17 protein-coding genes are annotated in these 15924 nt (G+C 28.5%); 5 read left to right on the top strand and 12 right to left on the bottom strand.

Annotated elements, in window-relative coordinates; genetic code table 11:
• Nucleotides 1-89: 89 nt before the first annotated feature.
• The 12 genes from KGF38_RS18215 to KGF38_RS18160 form a co-directional block, all read right to left on the bottom strand.
• Nucleotides 90-530 carry a chemotaxis protein CheW gene (locus tag KGF38_RS18215; RefSeq protein ID WP_054275828.1) on the bottom strand — a complete coding sequence of 147 codons (441 nt, stop codon included), beginning with the start codon at nucleotides 528-530 and terminating at the stop codon, nucleotides 90-92.
• Between the two features lie 13 nt (nucleotides 531-543).
• The gene (locus KGF38_RS18210; RefSeq protein ID WP_176702553.1) at nucleotides 544-2670 is read right to left on the bottom strand and encodes a chemotaxis protein CheA; all 2127 of its coding nucleotides are present in this window, start codon (nucleotides 2668-2670) and stop codon (nucleotides 544-546) included.
• A gap of 74 nt (nucleotides 2671-2744) precedes the next feature.
• A complete protein-coding gene (locus KGF38_RS18205; RefSeq protein ID WP_054269060.1) occupies nucleotides 2745-4448 on the bottom strand; it encodes a methyl-accepting chemotaxis protein in 1704 nt (567 codons plus the stop codon).
• 41 nt (nucleotides 4449-4489) lie between these two features.
• Nucleotides 4490-5449 (bottom strand): diguanylate cyclase, encoded by a 960-nt coding sequence (locus KGF38_RS18200; protein ID WP_054269059.1) that lies wholly within the window; start codon nucleotides 5447-5449, stop codon nucleotides 4490-4492.
• A gap of 135 nt (nucleotides 5450-5584) precedes the next feature.
• The gene (locus tag KGF38_RS18195) at nucleotides 5585-6103 is read right to left on the bottom strand and encodes a chemotaxis protein CheW (protein ID WP_054269058.1); all 519 of its coding nucleotides are present in this window, start codon (nucleotides 6101-6103) and stop codon (nucleotides 5585-5587) included.
• Between the two features lie 42 nt (nucleotides 6104-6145).
• Nucleotides 6146-6631, bottom strand: coding sequence for a chemotaxis protein CheD (locus KGF38_RS18190; protein WP_054269057.1), 486 nt, complete (start codon nucleotides 6629-6631; stop codon nucleotides 6146-6148).
• Complete coding sequence (locus KGF38_RS20635) at nucleotides 6628-7212, bottom strand: chemotaxis protein CheC (RefSeq protein WP_227832620.1); 585 nt, start codon at nucleotides 7210-7212, stop codon at nucleotides 6628-6630. Before KGF38_RS20635 ends, KGF38_RS18190 begins: the two co-directional genes overlap by 4 nt.
• Before the next feature lie 98 nt (nucleotides 7213-7310).
• Entirely contained in the window at nucleotides 7311-7673 is a 363-nt protein-coding gene (locus KGF38_RS18180) for a response regulator (protein WP_223152748.1), read from the bottom strand.
• 728 nt (nucleotides 7674-8401) lie between these two features.
• Nucleotides 8402-8563, bottom strand: coding sequence for a hypothetical protein (locus tag KGF38_RS18175; RefSeq protein ID WP_153885234.1), 162 nt, complete (start codon nucleotides 8561-8563; stop codon nucleotides 8402-8404).
• A 16-nt stretch (nucleotides 8564-8579) separates the two neighbouring features.
• Nucleotides 8580-8879: a DUF6506 family protein gene (locus KGF38_RS18170; RefSeq protein ID WP_227832619.1), complete on the bottom strand. Its 300-nt coding sequence runs from the start codon at nucleotides 8877-8879 to the stop codon at nucleotides 8580-8582.
• A 147-nt stretch (nucleotides 8880-9026) separates the two neighbouring features.
• Nucleotides 9027-9527 (bottom strand): GyrI-like domain-containing protein, encoded by a 501-nt coding sequence (locus KGF38_RS18165; protein ID WP_054269052.1) that lies wholly within the window; start codon nucleotides 9525-9527, stop codon nucleotides 9027-9029.
• A 166-nt stretch (nucleotides 9528-9693) separates the two neighbouring features.
• Nucleotides 9694-10605 (bottom strand): helix-turn-helix transcriptional regulator, encoded by a 912-nt coding sequence (locus KGF38_RS18160; protein WP_223152750.1) that lies wholly within the window; start codon nucleotides 10603-10605, stop codon nucleotides 9694-9696.
• Nucleotides 10606-11033: 428 nt separating this feature from the next.
• Between KGF38_RS18160 and KGF38_RS18155 the strand changes: the two genes are divergently transcribed.
• The 5 genes from KGF38_RS18155 (at nucleotide 11034) to KGF38_RS18135 (ending at nucleotide 15857) form a co-directional block, all read left to right on the top strand.
• Nucleotides 11034-11885, top strand: a complete 852-nt coding sequence (locus KGF38_RS18155) for a DUF3100 domain-containing protein (RefSeq protein WP_054275822.1) — start codon at nucleotides 11034-11036, stop codon at nucleotides 11883-11885.
• A gap of 3 nt (nucleotides 11886-11888) precedes the next feature.
• On the top strand, nucleotides 11889-12359 hold the full coding sequence (locus tag KGF38_RS18150) for a hypothetical protein (RefSeq protein ID WP_074180019.1): 471 nt from the start codon (nucleotides 11889-11891) through the stop codon (nucleotides 12357-12359).
• Between the two features lie 12 nt (nucleotides 12360-12371).
• Entirely contained in the window at nucleotides 12372-13682 is a 1311-nt protein-coding gene (locus KGF38_RS18145; protein ID WP_054269049.1) for a M20 family metallopeptidase, read from the top strand.
• Between the two features lie 328 nt (nucleotides 13683-14010).
• Nucleotides 14011-14874, top strand: coding sequence for a MerR family transcriptional regulator (locus KGF38_RS18140; RefSeq protein WP_054269048.1), 864 nt, complete (start codon nucleotides 14011-14013; stop codon nucleotides 14872-14874).
• A gap of 224 nt (nucleotides 14875-15098) precedes the next feature.
• Nucleotides 15099-15857, top strand: a complete 759-nt coding sequence (locus tag KGF38_RS18135; protein ID WP_227832618.1) for an MBL fold metallo-hydrolase — start codon at nucleotides 15099-15101, stop codon at nucleotides 15855-15857.
• Nucleotides 15858-15924: the final 67 nt, after the last annotated feature.

The following is a 15924-nucleotide window of genomic DNA, read 5'->3' as shown; positions in this document are numbered from 1 at the left end:
ATATAAGTTTCCCTATATGCTGACTATTTTAGCTACTAACTCACGACTAAAGTCACAAGTGTGCGTAGCTATTTTTTTATCAAAACTGACTACATGTTGTTAATCAAAAACTTTCGAATATCTAAAATTAGTATAGAATTATCTCCAACTTTTGCAATTTCTTTTATATCTTTATTCGTATTTATGTTGTTAGAATCAGTTGTCTCTAATAGATTTATCTTTTCTATAGGGATAACATCGACAACTTTATCTACAATAATTCCAACTTGATACTCATCAACCTTTGTAATTATTATACATGTTCTCTCATTATAATCAGTCTCAGGAAGATTGTATTTTATATGCATATTAATAACAGGTATTATCCTTCCACGTAAATTAATAACTCCGATTATATACTCTGGAAGACATGGTACACATGTTATTGATTGAAATCTTATAGTCTCAATCACATTTTCTAATTCTATTCCATAAATAACATCATTAACATAAAATGTTAATACTTGTTTAATAATTTCATCTTTAGACATACTTTTAAATCCCCTAATATATTTCCATAATGTTATCTGCATCTATAATCAAGCTTATACTTCCATCTCCAAGTATTGTACATCCTGATAATCCATTGCTTTTCATATTGAATCTATTAAAATAAACTGGAAATGGCTTTACGACAACCTGTTGATTTCCTATTATTTCATCAACGAAAATACATGCCGCTTTCTGCTCATTTTCAATAATTATCATATTCCCATGCATTAAGTTAGTTACATCTGTCTGAATATTATATACTTTATGCAACCTTATAATAGGAATACATGCTCCATATATCATAATTAGTTCTCTTGTATTACCTTCTGTAACTATTTGGTTTAAATCTGTAAGTTTAAATGTTCTCCTTATTGATGATATTGGTAAAGTAAACAGCGAATCTCCAACTTTAAACTCCATACCTTCTACTATAGAAAGAGTCAGTGGTATTTTCATAGTAAATGTTGTTCCTTCATCTTGTTTGCTTTTTACTTCAATTGAACCTCCAACCTTTTCAATACTTTTTTGGACAATATCCATGCCTACTCCCCTACCAGAAAACTCAGTTATGGATTCTTTTGTAGAAAATCCTGGAGTCATAATCAAAGAATTGACCTCGTCATCAGTATATTCATTACTTGAATGTTTAAGTATACCTTGCTCCTTGGCTTTTGCTAAAATCTTGTCTTTCATAAGACCTCTACCATCATCTGCAATACTTATTACAGCTTCTCCACCTAAGTTTTCAGCAGATAGAACTATCTTTCCCACTTCTTCTTTGCCTTTTGCTATACGCTCTTCAATAGGTTCTATTGCATGGTCCATAGCATTTCTTATAAGGTGCATAAATGGCTCTGCTAAATTATCGATTACATTTTTATCTACTTCTGTTTCTGCACCTATGGTTATTAGCTCTACATTTTTATCTAATTTTTTATTCATATCTCGTACAATTCTATGCATCTTTTGAAATACACCAGAAATTTGAATCATACGCATCGACATTACTATATCCTGTAATTCATCTGTAAGCTTATGCAATTGTCTTGTTGCTTTATTGAAATTGTCTATATCAACACCTGTAGAATTTACACTATTTACAACCATTGATTCCATAATTACAATTTCTCCAACTATATTTTGAAGTAAATCTAATTTTTCTAAATTTACACTCATAATATTCTGTTTATTTATTGGCAAATGCTCATTTTCATCATTTAGATTATATTTTTCTGCATCTATCTTTTCTTTTAAAATACTTTCTTGTAGCTCATCTTCCGTTGTATAAGTATTTTGATATTCTATACCTATTTCCTGATTGTCTTTTAATTTATTTTCTATTTCATCATTATCTTGCGTTCTTTTTACTTCTACATCTTCTTCACTAATATTTATATATTCTTTTACATAGAGATTATCTTGTATAGTTCTATAAACTATACTCTTGTCATCTTTAGCAATAAACTGTATATAAAACCCATCCTTTTTAATATATTCTGCTGACTCTGTATTTGTTTCCACATCTTTAGGATAAAATTCTATAAATTCACAGTAGTCTCTAAGTTCAAATATAAGCATAAAAGCTCTTACATTTTCCATCATACAATCTTGCTCAAAGATTATTTTTACTATATCAGAATTTTCTTTGTATGAAAAAACTGAATCTATTATTTCTTTATCATCTGTGCTTTCTAAGCTTGTGTTATTTTTTGATTCCATAGAAGTTGATAACTCCAAAGTACCTACATAATCTTTGATTATTTCTATAAAGTTAGAGTAATCAGAAGATATGCAATCTCCTGACTGCAACTTACCTATATCACATCTTATAAAATCCAAAGCTTGAAAAACCAAGTCAAATAAAAAGTCATTATCTAAAACTTCTATCTTTTCTTCACGTATGACATAAAATAAATCTTCTACACTATGTGCTAAAGCAGCTATGTTGTCTAATCCCATCATAGAAGCTGAACCCTTTATTGTATGCATTATTCTAAATGTTTCATTGATATTGCTGTAACTAAACACTTTTTCTTTTTCTATTTGAATCATAATTTCATCTAACTGTTCAAGTAATAGACTTGTCTCAAATATAAACATATCTAACATTGGTCTCATACTCGGCTCAATATAATTCATATTTATCACCTACGGCCTACAAATAATTTTCTATTTTACGTTATAATTTTACACTATCTATAACATCTTATAATTTAAATCCATGATGATTCTTTTATCTCATTTTCCTTTAGATGAAATTTTTCTACTAATTCTTTTAAAATTTGTGCTTGAGCTGACATCTCTTCTGAGGCTGCTGCACTTTCCTCTGCTGTTGCTGAGTTCATTTGGACTACTATAGAAATTTGCTCTATTCCAGATAAAATCTGTGTAATTGCTATTTCTTGGCTATGTACAGATGAAGAAATTCCATTAATATAATCAGTAGTTTTTTCTACACCATTCACCACTAAATCCAAAGCCTTTGCAGTCTCTTTGGCAATTTTAACACCATTTTCTACTGTCTTAATGGCCTCTTCTATAAGAATTGCAGTATTTTGAGCTGCTTTTGCACTTTTACCAGCTAAAGACCTAACCTCATCTGCTACAACTGCGAATCCTCTACCATATTGACCTGCTCTTGCTGCTTCAACAGCTGCATTTAATGCAAGAATATTGGTTTGAAAAGCTATCTCATCTATTGTTTTGATTATTTTTGATATTTCACTGGATTTTTCACTTATTTCACCCATTGAAGTCATCATATCATCCATACATCTGCTTCCAAAACTAACTTGTTGTGCTGATTGGTCAGACACTTCACATGCAAGACTAGCACTATCTGCACACTTCTTAATTCCATCTGATATTTCATTGATTGTAGAAGCTAATTCTTCCACTGAACTTGCTTGTTCTGTAGCCCCTTGTGAAAGAGCTTGAGCACCTGCTGCTACTTGTTCTGATGCACTTGCAACTTGTTCTGCCGATAAATTTATTTCAGAAAAATCACTATTAAAAGAGTTTATTATACTTTCTAATGATGTTTTGATTGATTCAAAATCTCCTATAAATTCTTGGTCTATCTCTACTCTTAAATCTCCTTTTGCAATACTAGTTAATGTACTATCTATAAGGTCTATATAATTTAAAAGCATACTTTGCATCTTTTTAACAGAACCAACCAACATCCCTATTTCAGATTTACTTTCTTCAACATCTATACTTGTTCTTAAGTCTCCAGATGCAATTCTTGAAAAGTGTTTTTCTACTTTATTAATAGGAATTACTATTTTTAATTTTATTACTGTATATTCTATTATTGTCAGTATTATTAGTAGAGAAAGTATAAATATTGTTCTCAATATTAAGCTTTGTAATTCTTTTTTAACTTCTATAATTTCAGCATTTGAACGATTAGCTATATTCTCTTGAAATTCATTTATTAAAGAATCCATTCTTTCTTGAGAGTTTATATATTCACTGCCAAAAATTATACTCTGTGCCAAGCTCTTATCATTATTTTCAACTGCTTTTATAGCACTTTGTTCTCTTGGCACCAAAGAATCAGATATTTCTTTTGCTTCTAAGATTTTATTTGATTCACTTTTTGTAAGACCAATTCTTTCTAATTTATTTAAAGCTGACTCTCTTGTTTTTCCATACAACTCTTTTTCATAAGTATCTTTATCTTTTTTATCACCCGTAAAGACATATCTTCTTAATACATCACTTACTTCTCTTGTCGTATCTTTTATATACTGGCTTTGAGTTCTCAAATTATTCATATCATTAATGCTTTTTTCCACTTTCTCAAATGCTTTATAAGATGAAATTGAAGAAAAAATGCCTGCTAGAACAGCCATTACTATAATAATCAGCAATACAATTGCTAATTTAGAAAGCTTTACTTCTCTTTTCATACCTCTACTCCTTTATAAAGTAAGTTTATTAAGATATTAATTTATATCCTTTTTAATCCTTTCATTGTACTCACTACACTACAATCTTTTCCTAAGTTTTTGCCCTCATACATCGCTTTATCTGCTAAGGATATGTTTTCTTCTAATGATATATTTGAGTTTACTTCTACTACCCCCAATGTAATAGTACATCTTATTTTGTTTTCTTTATAGTTAAATTCAAAGTCTTTTATTTCTTTGCGAATTCTTTCTGAAAGAATTTTGGCACCTTCCATTGAAGTATTTGTAAGCATTATCAAAAACTCTTCTCCACCCCATCTTGATACAGTATCAACCTGTCTACAATTCTTTTTTATTATACTTGATATTACTGTCAATACAAAATCACCTGCTTCGTGACCATAAGTATCATTAATAACTTTGAAATCATCAATATCGCCTAGAATAAGAGATATTGTCGCCTCATTATACTTATTAATTCTTCTTTGTTCCATAAGTTGATTAATTATATGTCTTCTATTATAAAGACCTGTAAGATAATCTCTCACAACGAGTCTATTCAATTTTTCAAGAGAAGACTCCAGCTCATTATTTATCTTTTTTAATTTATCTTGAGATTTCTTTACTTCAAGATGAGCCATAATACGAGCTTTTAATTCTGTCATACTAAAAGGCTTCACCATATAATCTATTGCACCTACACCAAATCCCTTTACTATATCCGTATCTGCATTTTTTGAAGTTATAAATATTATAGGTATATCTGCTGTGCGAAAATTAGATTTTACTTCCTTACAAAAATCAAATCCAGAGTTGTCTGGTAAAATTATATCAAGTAAAATAATATCTGGTATATATTCTTCAATAAACTCTTTTGCTTCTATTGCATTAAATGCTTTTTTCACCTTAAAATTATCTTTTGTAAGTGTTTTATCTATTAAATCACACATTAGGACACTATCATCAACGACTAAAATTGTTCCTTGTTGCTTATTTTCCATATACGAACCTCTCTTAAACATAATATATTAAAATTCTAGTAATTTAAATTTCTTATACTTAATAAGTATACCACTACATCCCCAAATGTTCCCATTACAATCTCTTTATAATAACCTTCTAATTATATCCCTGTGCTACATGATAGTGCAATTATATTTATTAACTACTTCATCTATTAAAATTTCTTCTTTATCTGTCAAAAGTTTCTCTAAATCTAGTAAGGTAATTATTTTACTCTCTATCTCTCCAATACCACTTACAAAATAATCTGAATACTCAAAAGTAACTCTTGGTGGTGGAGAAATTTGACTTTCTTCTAAGCTTATTATCTCATCAACTTTATCAACTATAAATCCTACTGATAAATCCTTTACTTCGACTACTATTATATACATGCAGTTAGCAACTATTAAATCATTTTTTTTAAGTCTCAAACGCATATCTATTATTGGAATAATTTTACCTCTTAAATTTATTATACCTTTAGAATATGTTGGGAGTTCTGGAATAAATATAATTTCTTGATTTCCAACAATTTCTACGACCTTTTCAATCTCAACACCGAAGTCTTGTTCATCTACTTTAAATTTTAGATATTTAATTCCCTCATCAGCTAGCCTATAATCTAAATATGGGTCATCTGGAAATCTCATTTAATTCCTCCCCTCTAAAATCTACTCTCTATAAAATCTACATTATATTTTCTTTTTACCTTTATTTATTGAATCTACAATCAATTCGCCTGTTTCAGTGCAAAAACGTATTGTTCGTCCATAATTCATACCTGTGTCTTCTGCTACTATTGGAATATGTAATCCTAAGAGTGTTTTTTTTACTGCTTCAACATTTCTATGCCCTATGCTTGCAATCGATGAATTGCTGTTTCCTAAAAACATTTGAGCTCCACCAGCAATTTTTGCTTTTATATACATTCTGTTTGCACCTATATGTTCCATAGATTTAATAAGCTCATTTATTCCTGTGTCTGCAAATTTGTATTTATTTTCAATGTTAATAGCATCTTTACTATATGGCAACATAACATGTAACATTCCACCAATTCCTGCTATTTTATCTATCAAGCATACTCCTACACAAGAACCAAGTGCATATGTAACCAAAACATTTGGTTTACAGGCTATCTTCATATCTGCAATGTTTACTACTATCTCTCTATTCATACTTTTAATCCCAATCTCACCAATATTTCTTTAAGTGAGCTCATTTCTGGAATCATCAATATGTGACTAGTAAAATAATTATCACTCATTTTGAACTTATTTTCTATAAATAAAATTTGGTCACCAACATCTGAAAACCTTATCATAGGTACATTTAGGACAGCTCCAACCATATCTATACACATATCTGGAACTGAAATACTTATGGTCATATCTAACATAGATGCCATAGCATTTACATATGAACTTGCCATAATATTTCCTATTTCTTTAATTGCTGAAATTTCAATACCTTCAATCTCATCCAAAACCGACTCTTCTTTATTAAAAAGAGAATTTAACATAAGTTGGGTGATTGATTCATCCAACAAAAACATAAACATTCCATTAATATCGCCTTTCATATCTAGTAAAATGCATACTACTTTATTTTCTGGACCACCAAGCAAATTTGTTGCTTCATTATATTCAAGTATATTTACCATTGGTATTAATACTTCTATATTACTATTTATCATGGATGCAAGTGCAGTGATTGCATTCCCAGAGCCTATATTACCAATTTCTCTAAGAGCATCTATATGAGCATCATCAAGTTCTAAATAATTTATAATATAAACCCCTCCCTTTAATTATTTCATTTATGTACCTTTCACTATATCAGTGTGTATTTACATTTTTACTTTAAAGCATTTTGCACAACTTTGATTAATGTATCTGTTTTAAAGGGCTTCACTATAAAGTCTAGTGCTCCTAGTTTTATAGCTTCTACAATCATATTTTCTTGTCCTATTGCAGAACACATCACCACCTTAGCATTTGAATCTAACTTTTTTATTTCTTTCAACACCTCTAAACCATCTTTTTTTGGCATTGTAATGTCAAGTAACATCAAATCAGGCTTTTCATCTTTAAATATATTACAAGCTTCTTCTCCATCATTTGCTTCTACTAAATTTCCATAGCCACTTTTACTCAGAGCTTCTTTAATCATCATTCTCATAAAAATAGCATCATCTACTATCAAAATTTTATTTTCCATAAAACTAACTCCTCCATATGTACAACAATAAATGCTTTTATTTCAAATATTGTCTATACTATCTGACTATTTTTCGCTACATAATAAATACATTTCATTGATAAATAAAAGTAATTATTTATGCCATATTATATTCAATTATATTAACACAATTTGTCAATTAAAAAACTTATATATATATTGTAATATATGTTTGGCATTTTGACGAGTTAATAAAAATATAATTGTACAAAACATAAAAAGTTGTCAGAAGTAATCAAATAAAGATAGAATAACCTTATGTTTTTTTATATTCATATAAAATTTTTTTTTCAGATTCATTAAAATTATTTTTGTAGATTTATTTTTATAATCTGCTAAAGTTGTAATCTATAAAAAACGAAAAATGCTTCTCATGCTACTTAAAATATTAAATTACAGGTTTATTTGCTTCTTTACTATATAATTTCTAACTTGCTTAACATCCAAGAAATGGTTATTTAATTACTTAATTGTATTTCTATATATGTATTATCGATTAAATTGTGTTTAGCTTTATACATTATTTTTCTATAATTTTTTTAATTGTTTATTCATAAATTCAAAAATGTTATTATAGTCTGTACTTACAATTTTTTTCTTTTTCACGTTGAAAGTTACAATTTAAATCATGATATTTACAAGTGTTTATTTACAATTTTCCTAACATCATTAGCAACGATTCAAATCAATACTGATATTTTTAAGTACTAAAAAAGCAGTAAATCTTTTATAGACTTACTGCTTATAGTTATTAACAATAAAACTGACTGTAATAAACATATTGATTCTTCAACATATTTATTACAATCAGCAACTTTCAATAAAATATCATGCAAACATTCTAATTTACTCCATGTATCTTTATTCATATAAAGGCACTGATTATTAGAACATTTCATCTCCACTCTTAAAACCAAAAGCTGGATGGAAATCGAATTTCACTGCACCCACAGCAACGTTTGGTCCAACAACTTTTTTAATTCTGTAAATACCCTCGTTACCAAAACCAGCACATAGTTCAATAGCTGTACATCCCTTTTCTACCATTTCTTTGGCTACAACTTCTGCTTCATCATAATTTTCCACACCAATAACATTCATATTTATTGTATCAGATGGAATAACTGCTATTTGCTTCTCAGCATTAAGACCTTTAGCAACATAAATAAATGCACATTCAAACATAGGAAAATCCCCCTTTATAGTTCATGTATGAAAACTATAAAATTTTCAAACACTCTATTGTCTTGCCTCTAACATTTACCAATTTATAATACCCCTCCATCTGACATATGTCAATAAAAAATTACATATACTCAATATAATGCAAATCTAGTTTATTCCTATGTAAATATGAATTTCATGTTTATCAGAATCATAGGTATTACCTTGGTATTCTTCAAAATCACTTATATAATTTCTATCAAAATCCATTTGCCAAAATTCAGCCCAGAAATCTCCTATCGCTTTGTGAATATCTCCTACTACAATAAATTTTGCATACTTACCTGCTGGTATAACTTTACTTATAACAATTTCTTCCACAGTATTATTAGTATTTAATTCATCTAAATTGATATCTTTATCAGCATCACTATTTACTTCACAACACGCAACAAAGTTATATGGATTTGTAAAATCGCCTTGATAATCTGTATATAAGCCTATTGTCTTTTCATTCTTTTTACCTTTTATAGAATTATATATACCTTTTCCCATAAATCTCTTCCATGACTCACCTATATCTTTTACTGCTTGTCCATCTTGATTTGTAGTTTCTTTTGATATTCCTACAACTATTTTCTCACTTATGTTTACTATTTCATAATCCATACTTTATACCTCACTTTGTTTTTATTAATCTATTTTAATATTAAATTTATTTAATTAAATTATAACTTATAATATACGACACCTTTATGTCATATTTTTAATATAATTAGACTTAGTGAAATATTTTGCAATTAATAAATTTCAAATGATTCTTTTAATCAAAGTATTATAATGAGTAAATTTTAGATAACCCTTTCAATCTAATTATTACATTATCTCTAACCTCTTTAGGTTCAAGTATTTCAACACTATCTCCAAAAGATAAAATATAACCATAAATCCACTCACCAATAGGAAATTCAGCGATTACATCATATGTATTATCTTTGTTTTTAGTTATTAAATCTTTATTAAAATCATCAAACACTCTAAAAAGCATCTTCTCTTTAAATCTCAATTTCAGGGTTACAGTATTTTCCTTAATCACCTTAGAATCATCAAAACATACATCTTCTATTATCTTTCTTGAAAACACTTCTTCTTTCACAACTAAGTTTTTTATTCTACTAATTCTAAATATCCTAAAATCGTCCTTTAATCTACAAAATCCATATAAATACCAAGTCTTACTCTTATACATAAGTTTCATAGGTTCGACAGTTCTATTTGTTTGACTTGACATGCTATTTACATAATTAAAATTTATGGCATTACGCCTTAAAATAGCTTCTTTTATTTTTGTAAATTTGTCATCTTCATTAAAATTACTTCCCCATTCAGTAAAATCTATTTCAATCCAATTTGCAAAGTTCTGCTCTCCAAATATTGAACCAATTTTATTTACTACTGAATTTATTTCTGGATACTTTGTTGCTTGTAAGGTTTTGAGCGCCACTATCAAACTCTCTTTATCTTCATTTGATAATATGGTCTTATCTATAGAATATTCTTCTATTAAAGATATCCCTCCCCCCTTACCTTTTGTCATATATACTGGTACTCCTGACATAGATAGAGTTTCTATATCTCTATATATAGTTCTTGTAGAAACTTCAAACCTCTCTGCCAACTCTTTGGCAGTTACCAGTTTCTTATTTAAAAGTATTACTATTATTTCTGTTAATCTATTGATTTTCATTTACTACCACCTACTAGAATCATTATTATTTAATCTAAGTTAGTTGTACTAACTTTTAATAGTTAATTTAAGTCTTATATTTATTCAAATCTTAAAATACTTTTATTCATTTTAAAATTTCAATTTACTCTTTCTTAGTTTTATATTATTTATTTTAAAGCTTTTTATCTATTATTCCTACAATATTTAAATAATTTTTTAGGAATGAATAATATTACAATATATTGAAAAATATGCAATATTTTACATTTTTTTCGTTGACAATGTTAAATTTTTGTTTTATCCTTATTTAAGGACATGTTAATGACATTTCTGAAACTTATTTAAAATGGTATTTTTTATAATATACAGGAAAACGTATTATATCTAAGAAAACGTATTTTTTATTTTAAATAAGTAAAATACTTATTCTTTTTGGGGAGGAAATCATGGAAAGTAATAAAAAACATTTTATTCAAGTATTTTTAACTTGCTTAATATTAGTAGTAATATGTGAATTTATAGGGCAAAGAACTATAGCTATTGGAAAAGCTTCTATAGTACTATTTCCTATGCTCTACGCAGTTATAATTGGACTTATAATAACACCAGATTTATTAGGGAAAAAAATTAAAGCACTTAAAAAAGTCATTGGAGAAAAAGAAATAAATATTGCTGGAGAAGTTGTTGGAATTGCACTAGTAATGCTTGGTATAAAGTATGGTACTACAGTTGGTCCAAACATTGATAAGATAATTCAAGCTGGACCAGCATTCATAGCTCAAGAATTTGGTCATATACTTGCACCAATCGTTGCATTACCTCTTGCATTAATGTTTGGTATGAAAAGAGAAGCTGTTGGAGCTACTGCAAGTATCAGCCGTGAACCTTCTTTAGGAGTTATATCTGAGAAATATGGAATAAATTCTCCAGAAGGTAGTGGTGTACTTGGCACATATTTAATGGGTACAGTTCTTGGTACTATATACTTTAGTGTACTAGGTTCGGTCTCTATTTATAGTGGTCTTCATCCATATGCTTTGGGAATGGCTTGTGGTGTTGGTAGTGGAAGTATGATGACTGCCGCTGCTGGTTCATTATCTACTATGGTTCCACCTGAAATGGCAGATACAATACTTGCCTATGCAGCAACAAGCAATATGATGTCTAGTATAACAGGAATTATATTCTTAGTTTTTGTATCCTTACCATTTACTAATTTCATGTATAAAATTTTAGAACCTAAATTTTCTAGAAATAAAAAAACTAAAGAAATTGAAACAACAGAAGGAGAGTGCTAATAAATGTTTGCTAATTTAAATTTGAAGAAAAGTTCATTTCAATTATTGGTTATGTCTGTCATTGGAGTTATAATTCTTATAGGACAAAGAATTAGCGTGGGTACATCTATAGTTACAGCTCTTCCTGGAATGGTTATGTTAATATTAGCTGCTATGGCTGCTATGATTGTAAAGGATTTATTTCCTAAATCAATATTTCCAGCTTTTGGATTTGCAACTATAATAGGTCTTTTACTTAGTATGCCATATAGCCCAACATCTGAAGTATTCTTAACAAATACTAATAATATTAACTTTATGGCTATAACTACTCCACTACTAGCTTTTGCAGGAATTTCTGTTGGAAATAAAATAGAATCTTTAAAAGAGATGTCATGGAAAATAGTTATAATATCACTTATTGTTTTCACAACTATATTCTTTGCATGTGCGAGTATAGCTCATATAGTTTTAAGTATTCAAGGTAAAATATAGGAGGAATTTATTATGAATAAAGAACAATTAAAATCTCTAGTAATAAAAACTATAGATGAAAATAGAGAAAAAATATTAAAAATAGGTCAAGGAATATATAAAAATCCAGAGTATGGATATAAAGAATTTAAAACTACAGAAGCTGTTTCAAACTTCTTTGAACAAGAATTAAACTTATCTGTAGAAAAAAATATAGCCGTAACAGGATGTAAGGCAGATGCAAATACTAATAAAAAAGGCCCTCATATATCTATACTTGGAGAATTGGATGGCATATCATGTAAAGAACATAAAGATGCTAATGAAATAGGTGCTTCTCATACTTGTGGACACAATATTCAAATAGCTGGAATGTTAGGTGCAGCTGTTGGTCTAGTAAAAAGTGGTGTTTTAGAACATCTAGATGGTAAAGTATCTTTTATGGCTACTCCAGCTGAAGAATTTATTGAGTTAGAATATAGAGAACAATTAAAAAAAGAAGGAAAGATAACTTACTTTGGTGGAAAACAAGAGTTAATAAAAAGAGGTTATTTTGATGATATAGACATATCTATGATGTTTCACTCTTCTGACTTAGGGGAAGATAAAGCTTTAGTAGGTCCTGAGAGTAATGGATTTGTTGGAAAAAAAGTTAAATTTATAGGTAAAGAATCTCATGCTGGTTCTGCTCCACATGATGGTATAAATGCTTTAAATGCAGCAATGCTTGCTATAAACAACGTAAACGCACTTAGAGAAACGTTTAAAGAATCTGAAAGAGTTAGATTCCACCCTATCATCACAAAAGGTGGAGATATAGTAAATGTTGTTCCTGCTGATGTCCATATGGAATCATATGTAAGAGCTAGAACTATAAACGGTATGATTGATGCTAATTCAAGGATAAATAAAGCCTTAATGGCTGGTGGAATGGCAGTTGGAGCTGAGGTCGAAATAACTGAAATCCCTGGCTACTTACCAATATTACGATACAAAAATCTTGATAATTTATTTAAAAATAATCTTGAAGATTTAGGTCTAGAGGGAAAAGTTGTTGATGGTGGAGACTTTACAGGTTCTTTTGATTTTGGTGATGTATCTCATATAATGCCTACTCTTCATCCTATGATTGGCGGTGTAAAAGGTGCTCTTCATACAAGAGATTTTGAAATAGTTGATGAAGATTTGGCTTACATAATCCCTGCAAAAGCAATGGCACTTACAGTTGTAGACCTTCTTTTTGATAATGCTAAAGATGCTAAAAACATATTAGATGCCTTTACTCCAGTTATGACTAAAGAAGAATATCTAACATTTTTAGAAAAACACGATAAAACTTTATAAGTATATTTTTATAGTACAAAAGATGGTATATGCCTTAAAAGCTATACCATCTTTTCTTACATTTCTCTTTATTTTTAGAATACCTTATTACCAAGCTTTTACTTTTCCAATAAAATACATAGCATAAATCACAACCAAAATAAAACATATTATTCTTAGTAAAATCCCTAATATTATTTAGAAAAAATATAACAAAGAGATTGACCCTCACGTATAGTGATAGTATACAGTGGTAGTTAGGGATAGAGTTAATAAGTAAATACTATTTCTTGCAAATATAATATTAGCTATGTCTCAATTACCAGAGTATGAAAGAAGGTGAATTAAAATGATGACAGTAAAACAGGTTTCTTCGATAACTGGTATTAGTATACGTACTCTACAGTTTTATGACGAAATTGATTTATTTAAACCCACAGAAATAACGAGCGCTGGATATAGATTATATGATGAAAAAGCATTAGAAGTTTTACAACAAATTCTATTTTTCAAAGAACTTGATTTTACATTAAAAGAAATTAAAGTAATCATGGAAAATCCTAAATTTGATATGATTACTACATTTGAGAATCAACGAGAACTAATTCAAATAAAAAGGGATAGATTAAATGCTCTATTAGAGTTACTTGATAAACTTATAAAAGGAGAAAAATGTATGGATTTTAAAGATTTTAATATGGATGAATATTTTCGTATATTAACTGAGTTCAAAGAAACTCATACTGATGGAATTATCAAGCAATTTGGAAGTGTTGAAAACTTTGATGAAATGATTTCAGAAATGAAGTCTAATGAAAACAAAATAGCTGATATGGCAACTAAACAGTATGGAAGTATCGAAAAATACACAAAAGCTATGGAAAGTAATCTTCAAAATTTTATATCTAATGGCTCTACTATTGACCAAGCAGAAGTATTTAACCTTATAAAAAAAAGTGATGATATTACAAAAAAACTTACAGAGAATCTAAGTAAAGATGTTACATCTTTGGATATTCAAGAATTAGTTGGAGAACTAATTTCCTTTACTAATAAAATTAATAATGGTATTGATATGGGAGATAACTATTGGTCTATTACGTCTGAAAATTATATATCAAATCCTACATTTATTGAAATTAATGATAAGAAATATGGAGATGGGGCATCAAAATTTATTGGGCTTGCCCTAAAAGCATATCTTGAAAAGTAACAACTTTACACTATAGTTATTATTTCATCTTATAAGTTGCTAATCCTATAAAGAATTAGTGCTAGCCCTACAAAGCTCACAAAAAGTAGCATCTGTAGATAATATAAATATTTACTGGTGCTACTCACTTTAAAACTTTTAAGACTCTGTTGAAGTATAAATATAAGTATGATATATTCTTTCTAACTATACAAATTTCTATTTTAATTTAAGGTGGTGAAAAAATGTTTGAAAAAACATTTAATGCAGGAAACCTAATTGTAAATAATTGGTTATACCCTATTCAAGACGGTTTTGTCTTGATTGATACTGGATATGAAAATGGTTTTAAACATTTCAAAAAACAAATATTCAAATCCAACATAAAAATCAAAGACATTAGATACATATTTCTAACTCATGCCCATGATGACCATGCAGGTTTTATAAATCAGATTTTAGAAGAATCTCCTAATACAAAAATTGTCATGCATGATAAAGCTTTAAAAGCTCTATATAAAGGACAAAACTCTTTTATTGGTGGATGCACAAGTCGTACCGCTTTTCTCTTTTGTCAAATTATGAAACTATTTGGAAAAGGTGGACATTGTTTTCCTACACTAAAGCAAGAGTTTGAAAAAAGATGTATTCTTATCTCTGACAATAATCTAAAAGAAATTGAAAAAGAATTAAATGGAAAAATCATAGAAACACCAGGACATACTTCTGATTCAATTTCCCTACTACTTAATAATGGGACTTTATTTTGTGGAGATTCTGCAATGAATGGCTTTCCAAGTATTCATAAAATCACCATATTTGCAGAAAATAAAATGGAATTTGCTCAGTCTTGGGAAACAATTATAAATACAAAACCCAAAATGATTTATCCTGGACATGGAAAACCATTTGAATGTAGCAAATTAGAACAGAATCTGCACTATATACATAAGATAACTTTATATCATCTACACAATTCAAATGATATCCATAGATTTTTATAAAAAGTACAAAACAAATTCCTTTAAAACTGATTTATTATTTTTTAAATATTCTCCACACTTTGAATAG

It is taken from the genome of Clostridioides sp. ZZV14-6387 (genome assembly GCF_020657835.1).
Taxonomy (GTDB): Bacteria; Bacillota; Clostridia; order Peptostreptococcales; family Peptostreptococcaceae; genus Clostridioides; species Clostridioides difficile_A.
The sequence above is the reverse complement of the archived record's forward strand: the minus strand, read 5'-3'. Positions and strand labels throughout refer to the sequence as shown.

Coding starts and splice junctions, on each gene's coding strand:
- KGF38_RS18195 (WP_054269058.1), bottom strand. CDS start 6,103: ATGAGATTTCCAGATGACCCATATTTAGATTATAGGCTAGCTGATGAG.
- KGF38_RS18205 (WP_054269060.1), bottom strand. CDS start 4,448: ATGAAAAGAGAAGTAAAGCTTTCTAAATTAGCAATTGTATTGCTGATT.
- KGF38_RS18140 (WP_054269048.1), top strand. CDS start 14,011: ATGATGACAGTAAAACAGGTTTCTTCGATAACTGGTATTAGTATACGT.
- KGF38_RS18200 (WP_054269059.1), bottom strand. CDS start 5,449: ATGGAAAATAAGCAACAAGGAACAATTTTAGTCGTTGATGATAGTGTC.
- KGF38_RS18170 (WP_227832619.1), bottom strand. CDS start 8,879: ATGTTTGAATGTGCATTTATTTATGTTGCTAAAGGTCTTAATGCTGAG.
- KGF38_RS18190 (WP_054269057.1), bottom strand. CDS start 6,631: ATGAATAGAGAGATAGTAGTAAACATTGCAGATATGAAGATAGCCTGT.
- KGF38_RS18160 (WP_223152750.1), bottom strand. CDS start 10,605: ATGAAAATCAATAGATTAACAGAAATAATAGTAATACTTTTAAATAAG.
- KGF38_RS18155 (WP_054275822.1), top strand. CDS start 11,034: ATGGAAAGTAATAAAAAACATTTTATTCAAGTATTTTTAACTTGCTTA.
- KGF38_RS18215 (WP_054275828.1), bottom strand. CDS start 530: ATGTCTAAAGATGAAATTATTAAACAAGTATTAACATTTTATGTTAAT.
- KGF38_RS18180 (WP_223152748.1), bottom strand. CDS start 7,673: ATGGAAAATAAAATTTTGATAGTAGATGATGCTATTTTTATGAGAATG.
- KGF38_RS18145 (WP_054269049.1), top strand. CDS start 12,372: ATGAATAAAGAACAATTAAAATCTCTAGTAATAAAAACTATAGATGAA.
- KGF38_RS18175 (WP_153885234.1), bottom strand. CDS start 8,563: ATGAATAAAGATACATGGAGTAAATTAGAATGTTTGCATGATATTTTA.
- KGF38_RS18165 (WP_054269052.1), bottom strand. CDS start 9,527: ATGGATTATGAAATAGTAAACATAAGTGAGAAAATAGTTGTAGGAATA.
- KGF38_RS18210 (WP_176702553.1), bottom strand. CDS start 2,670: ATGAATTATATTGAGCCGAGTATGAGACCAATGTTAGATATGTTTATA.
- KGF38_RS18150 (WP_074180019.1), top strand. CDS start 11,889: ATGTTTGCTAATTTAAATTTGAAGAAAAGTTCATTTCAATTATTGGTT.
- KGF38_RS18135 (WP_227832618.1), top strand. CDS start 15,099: ATGTTTGAAAAAACATTTAATGCAGGAAACCTAATTGTAAATAATTGG.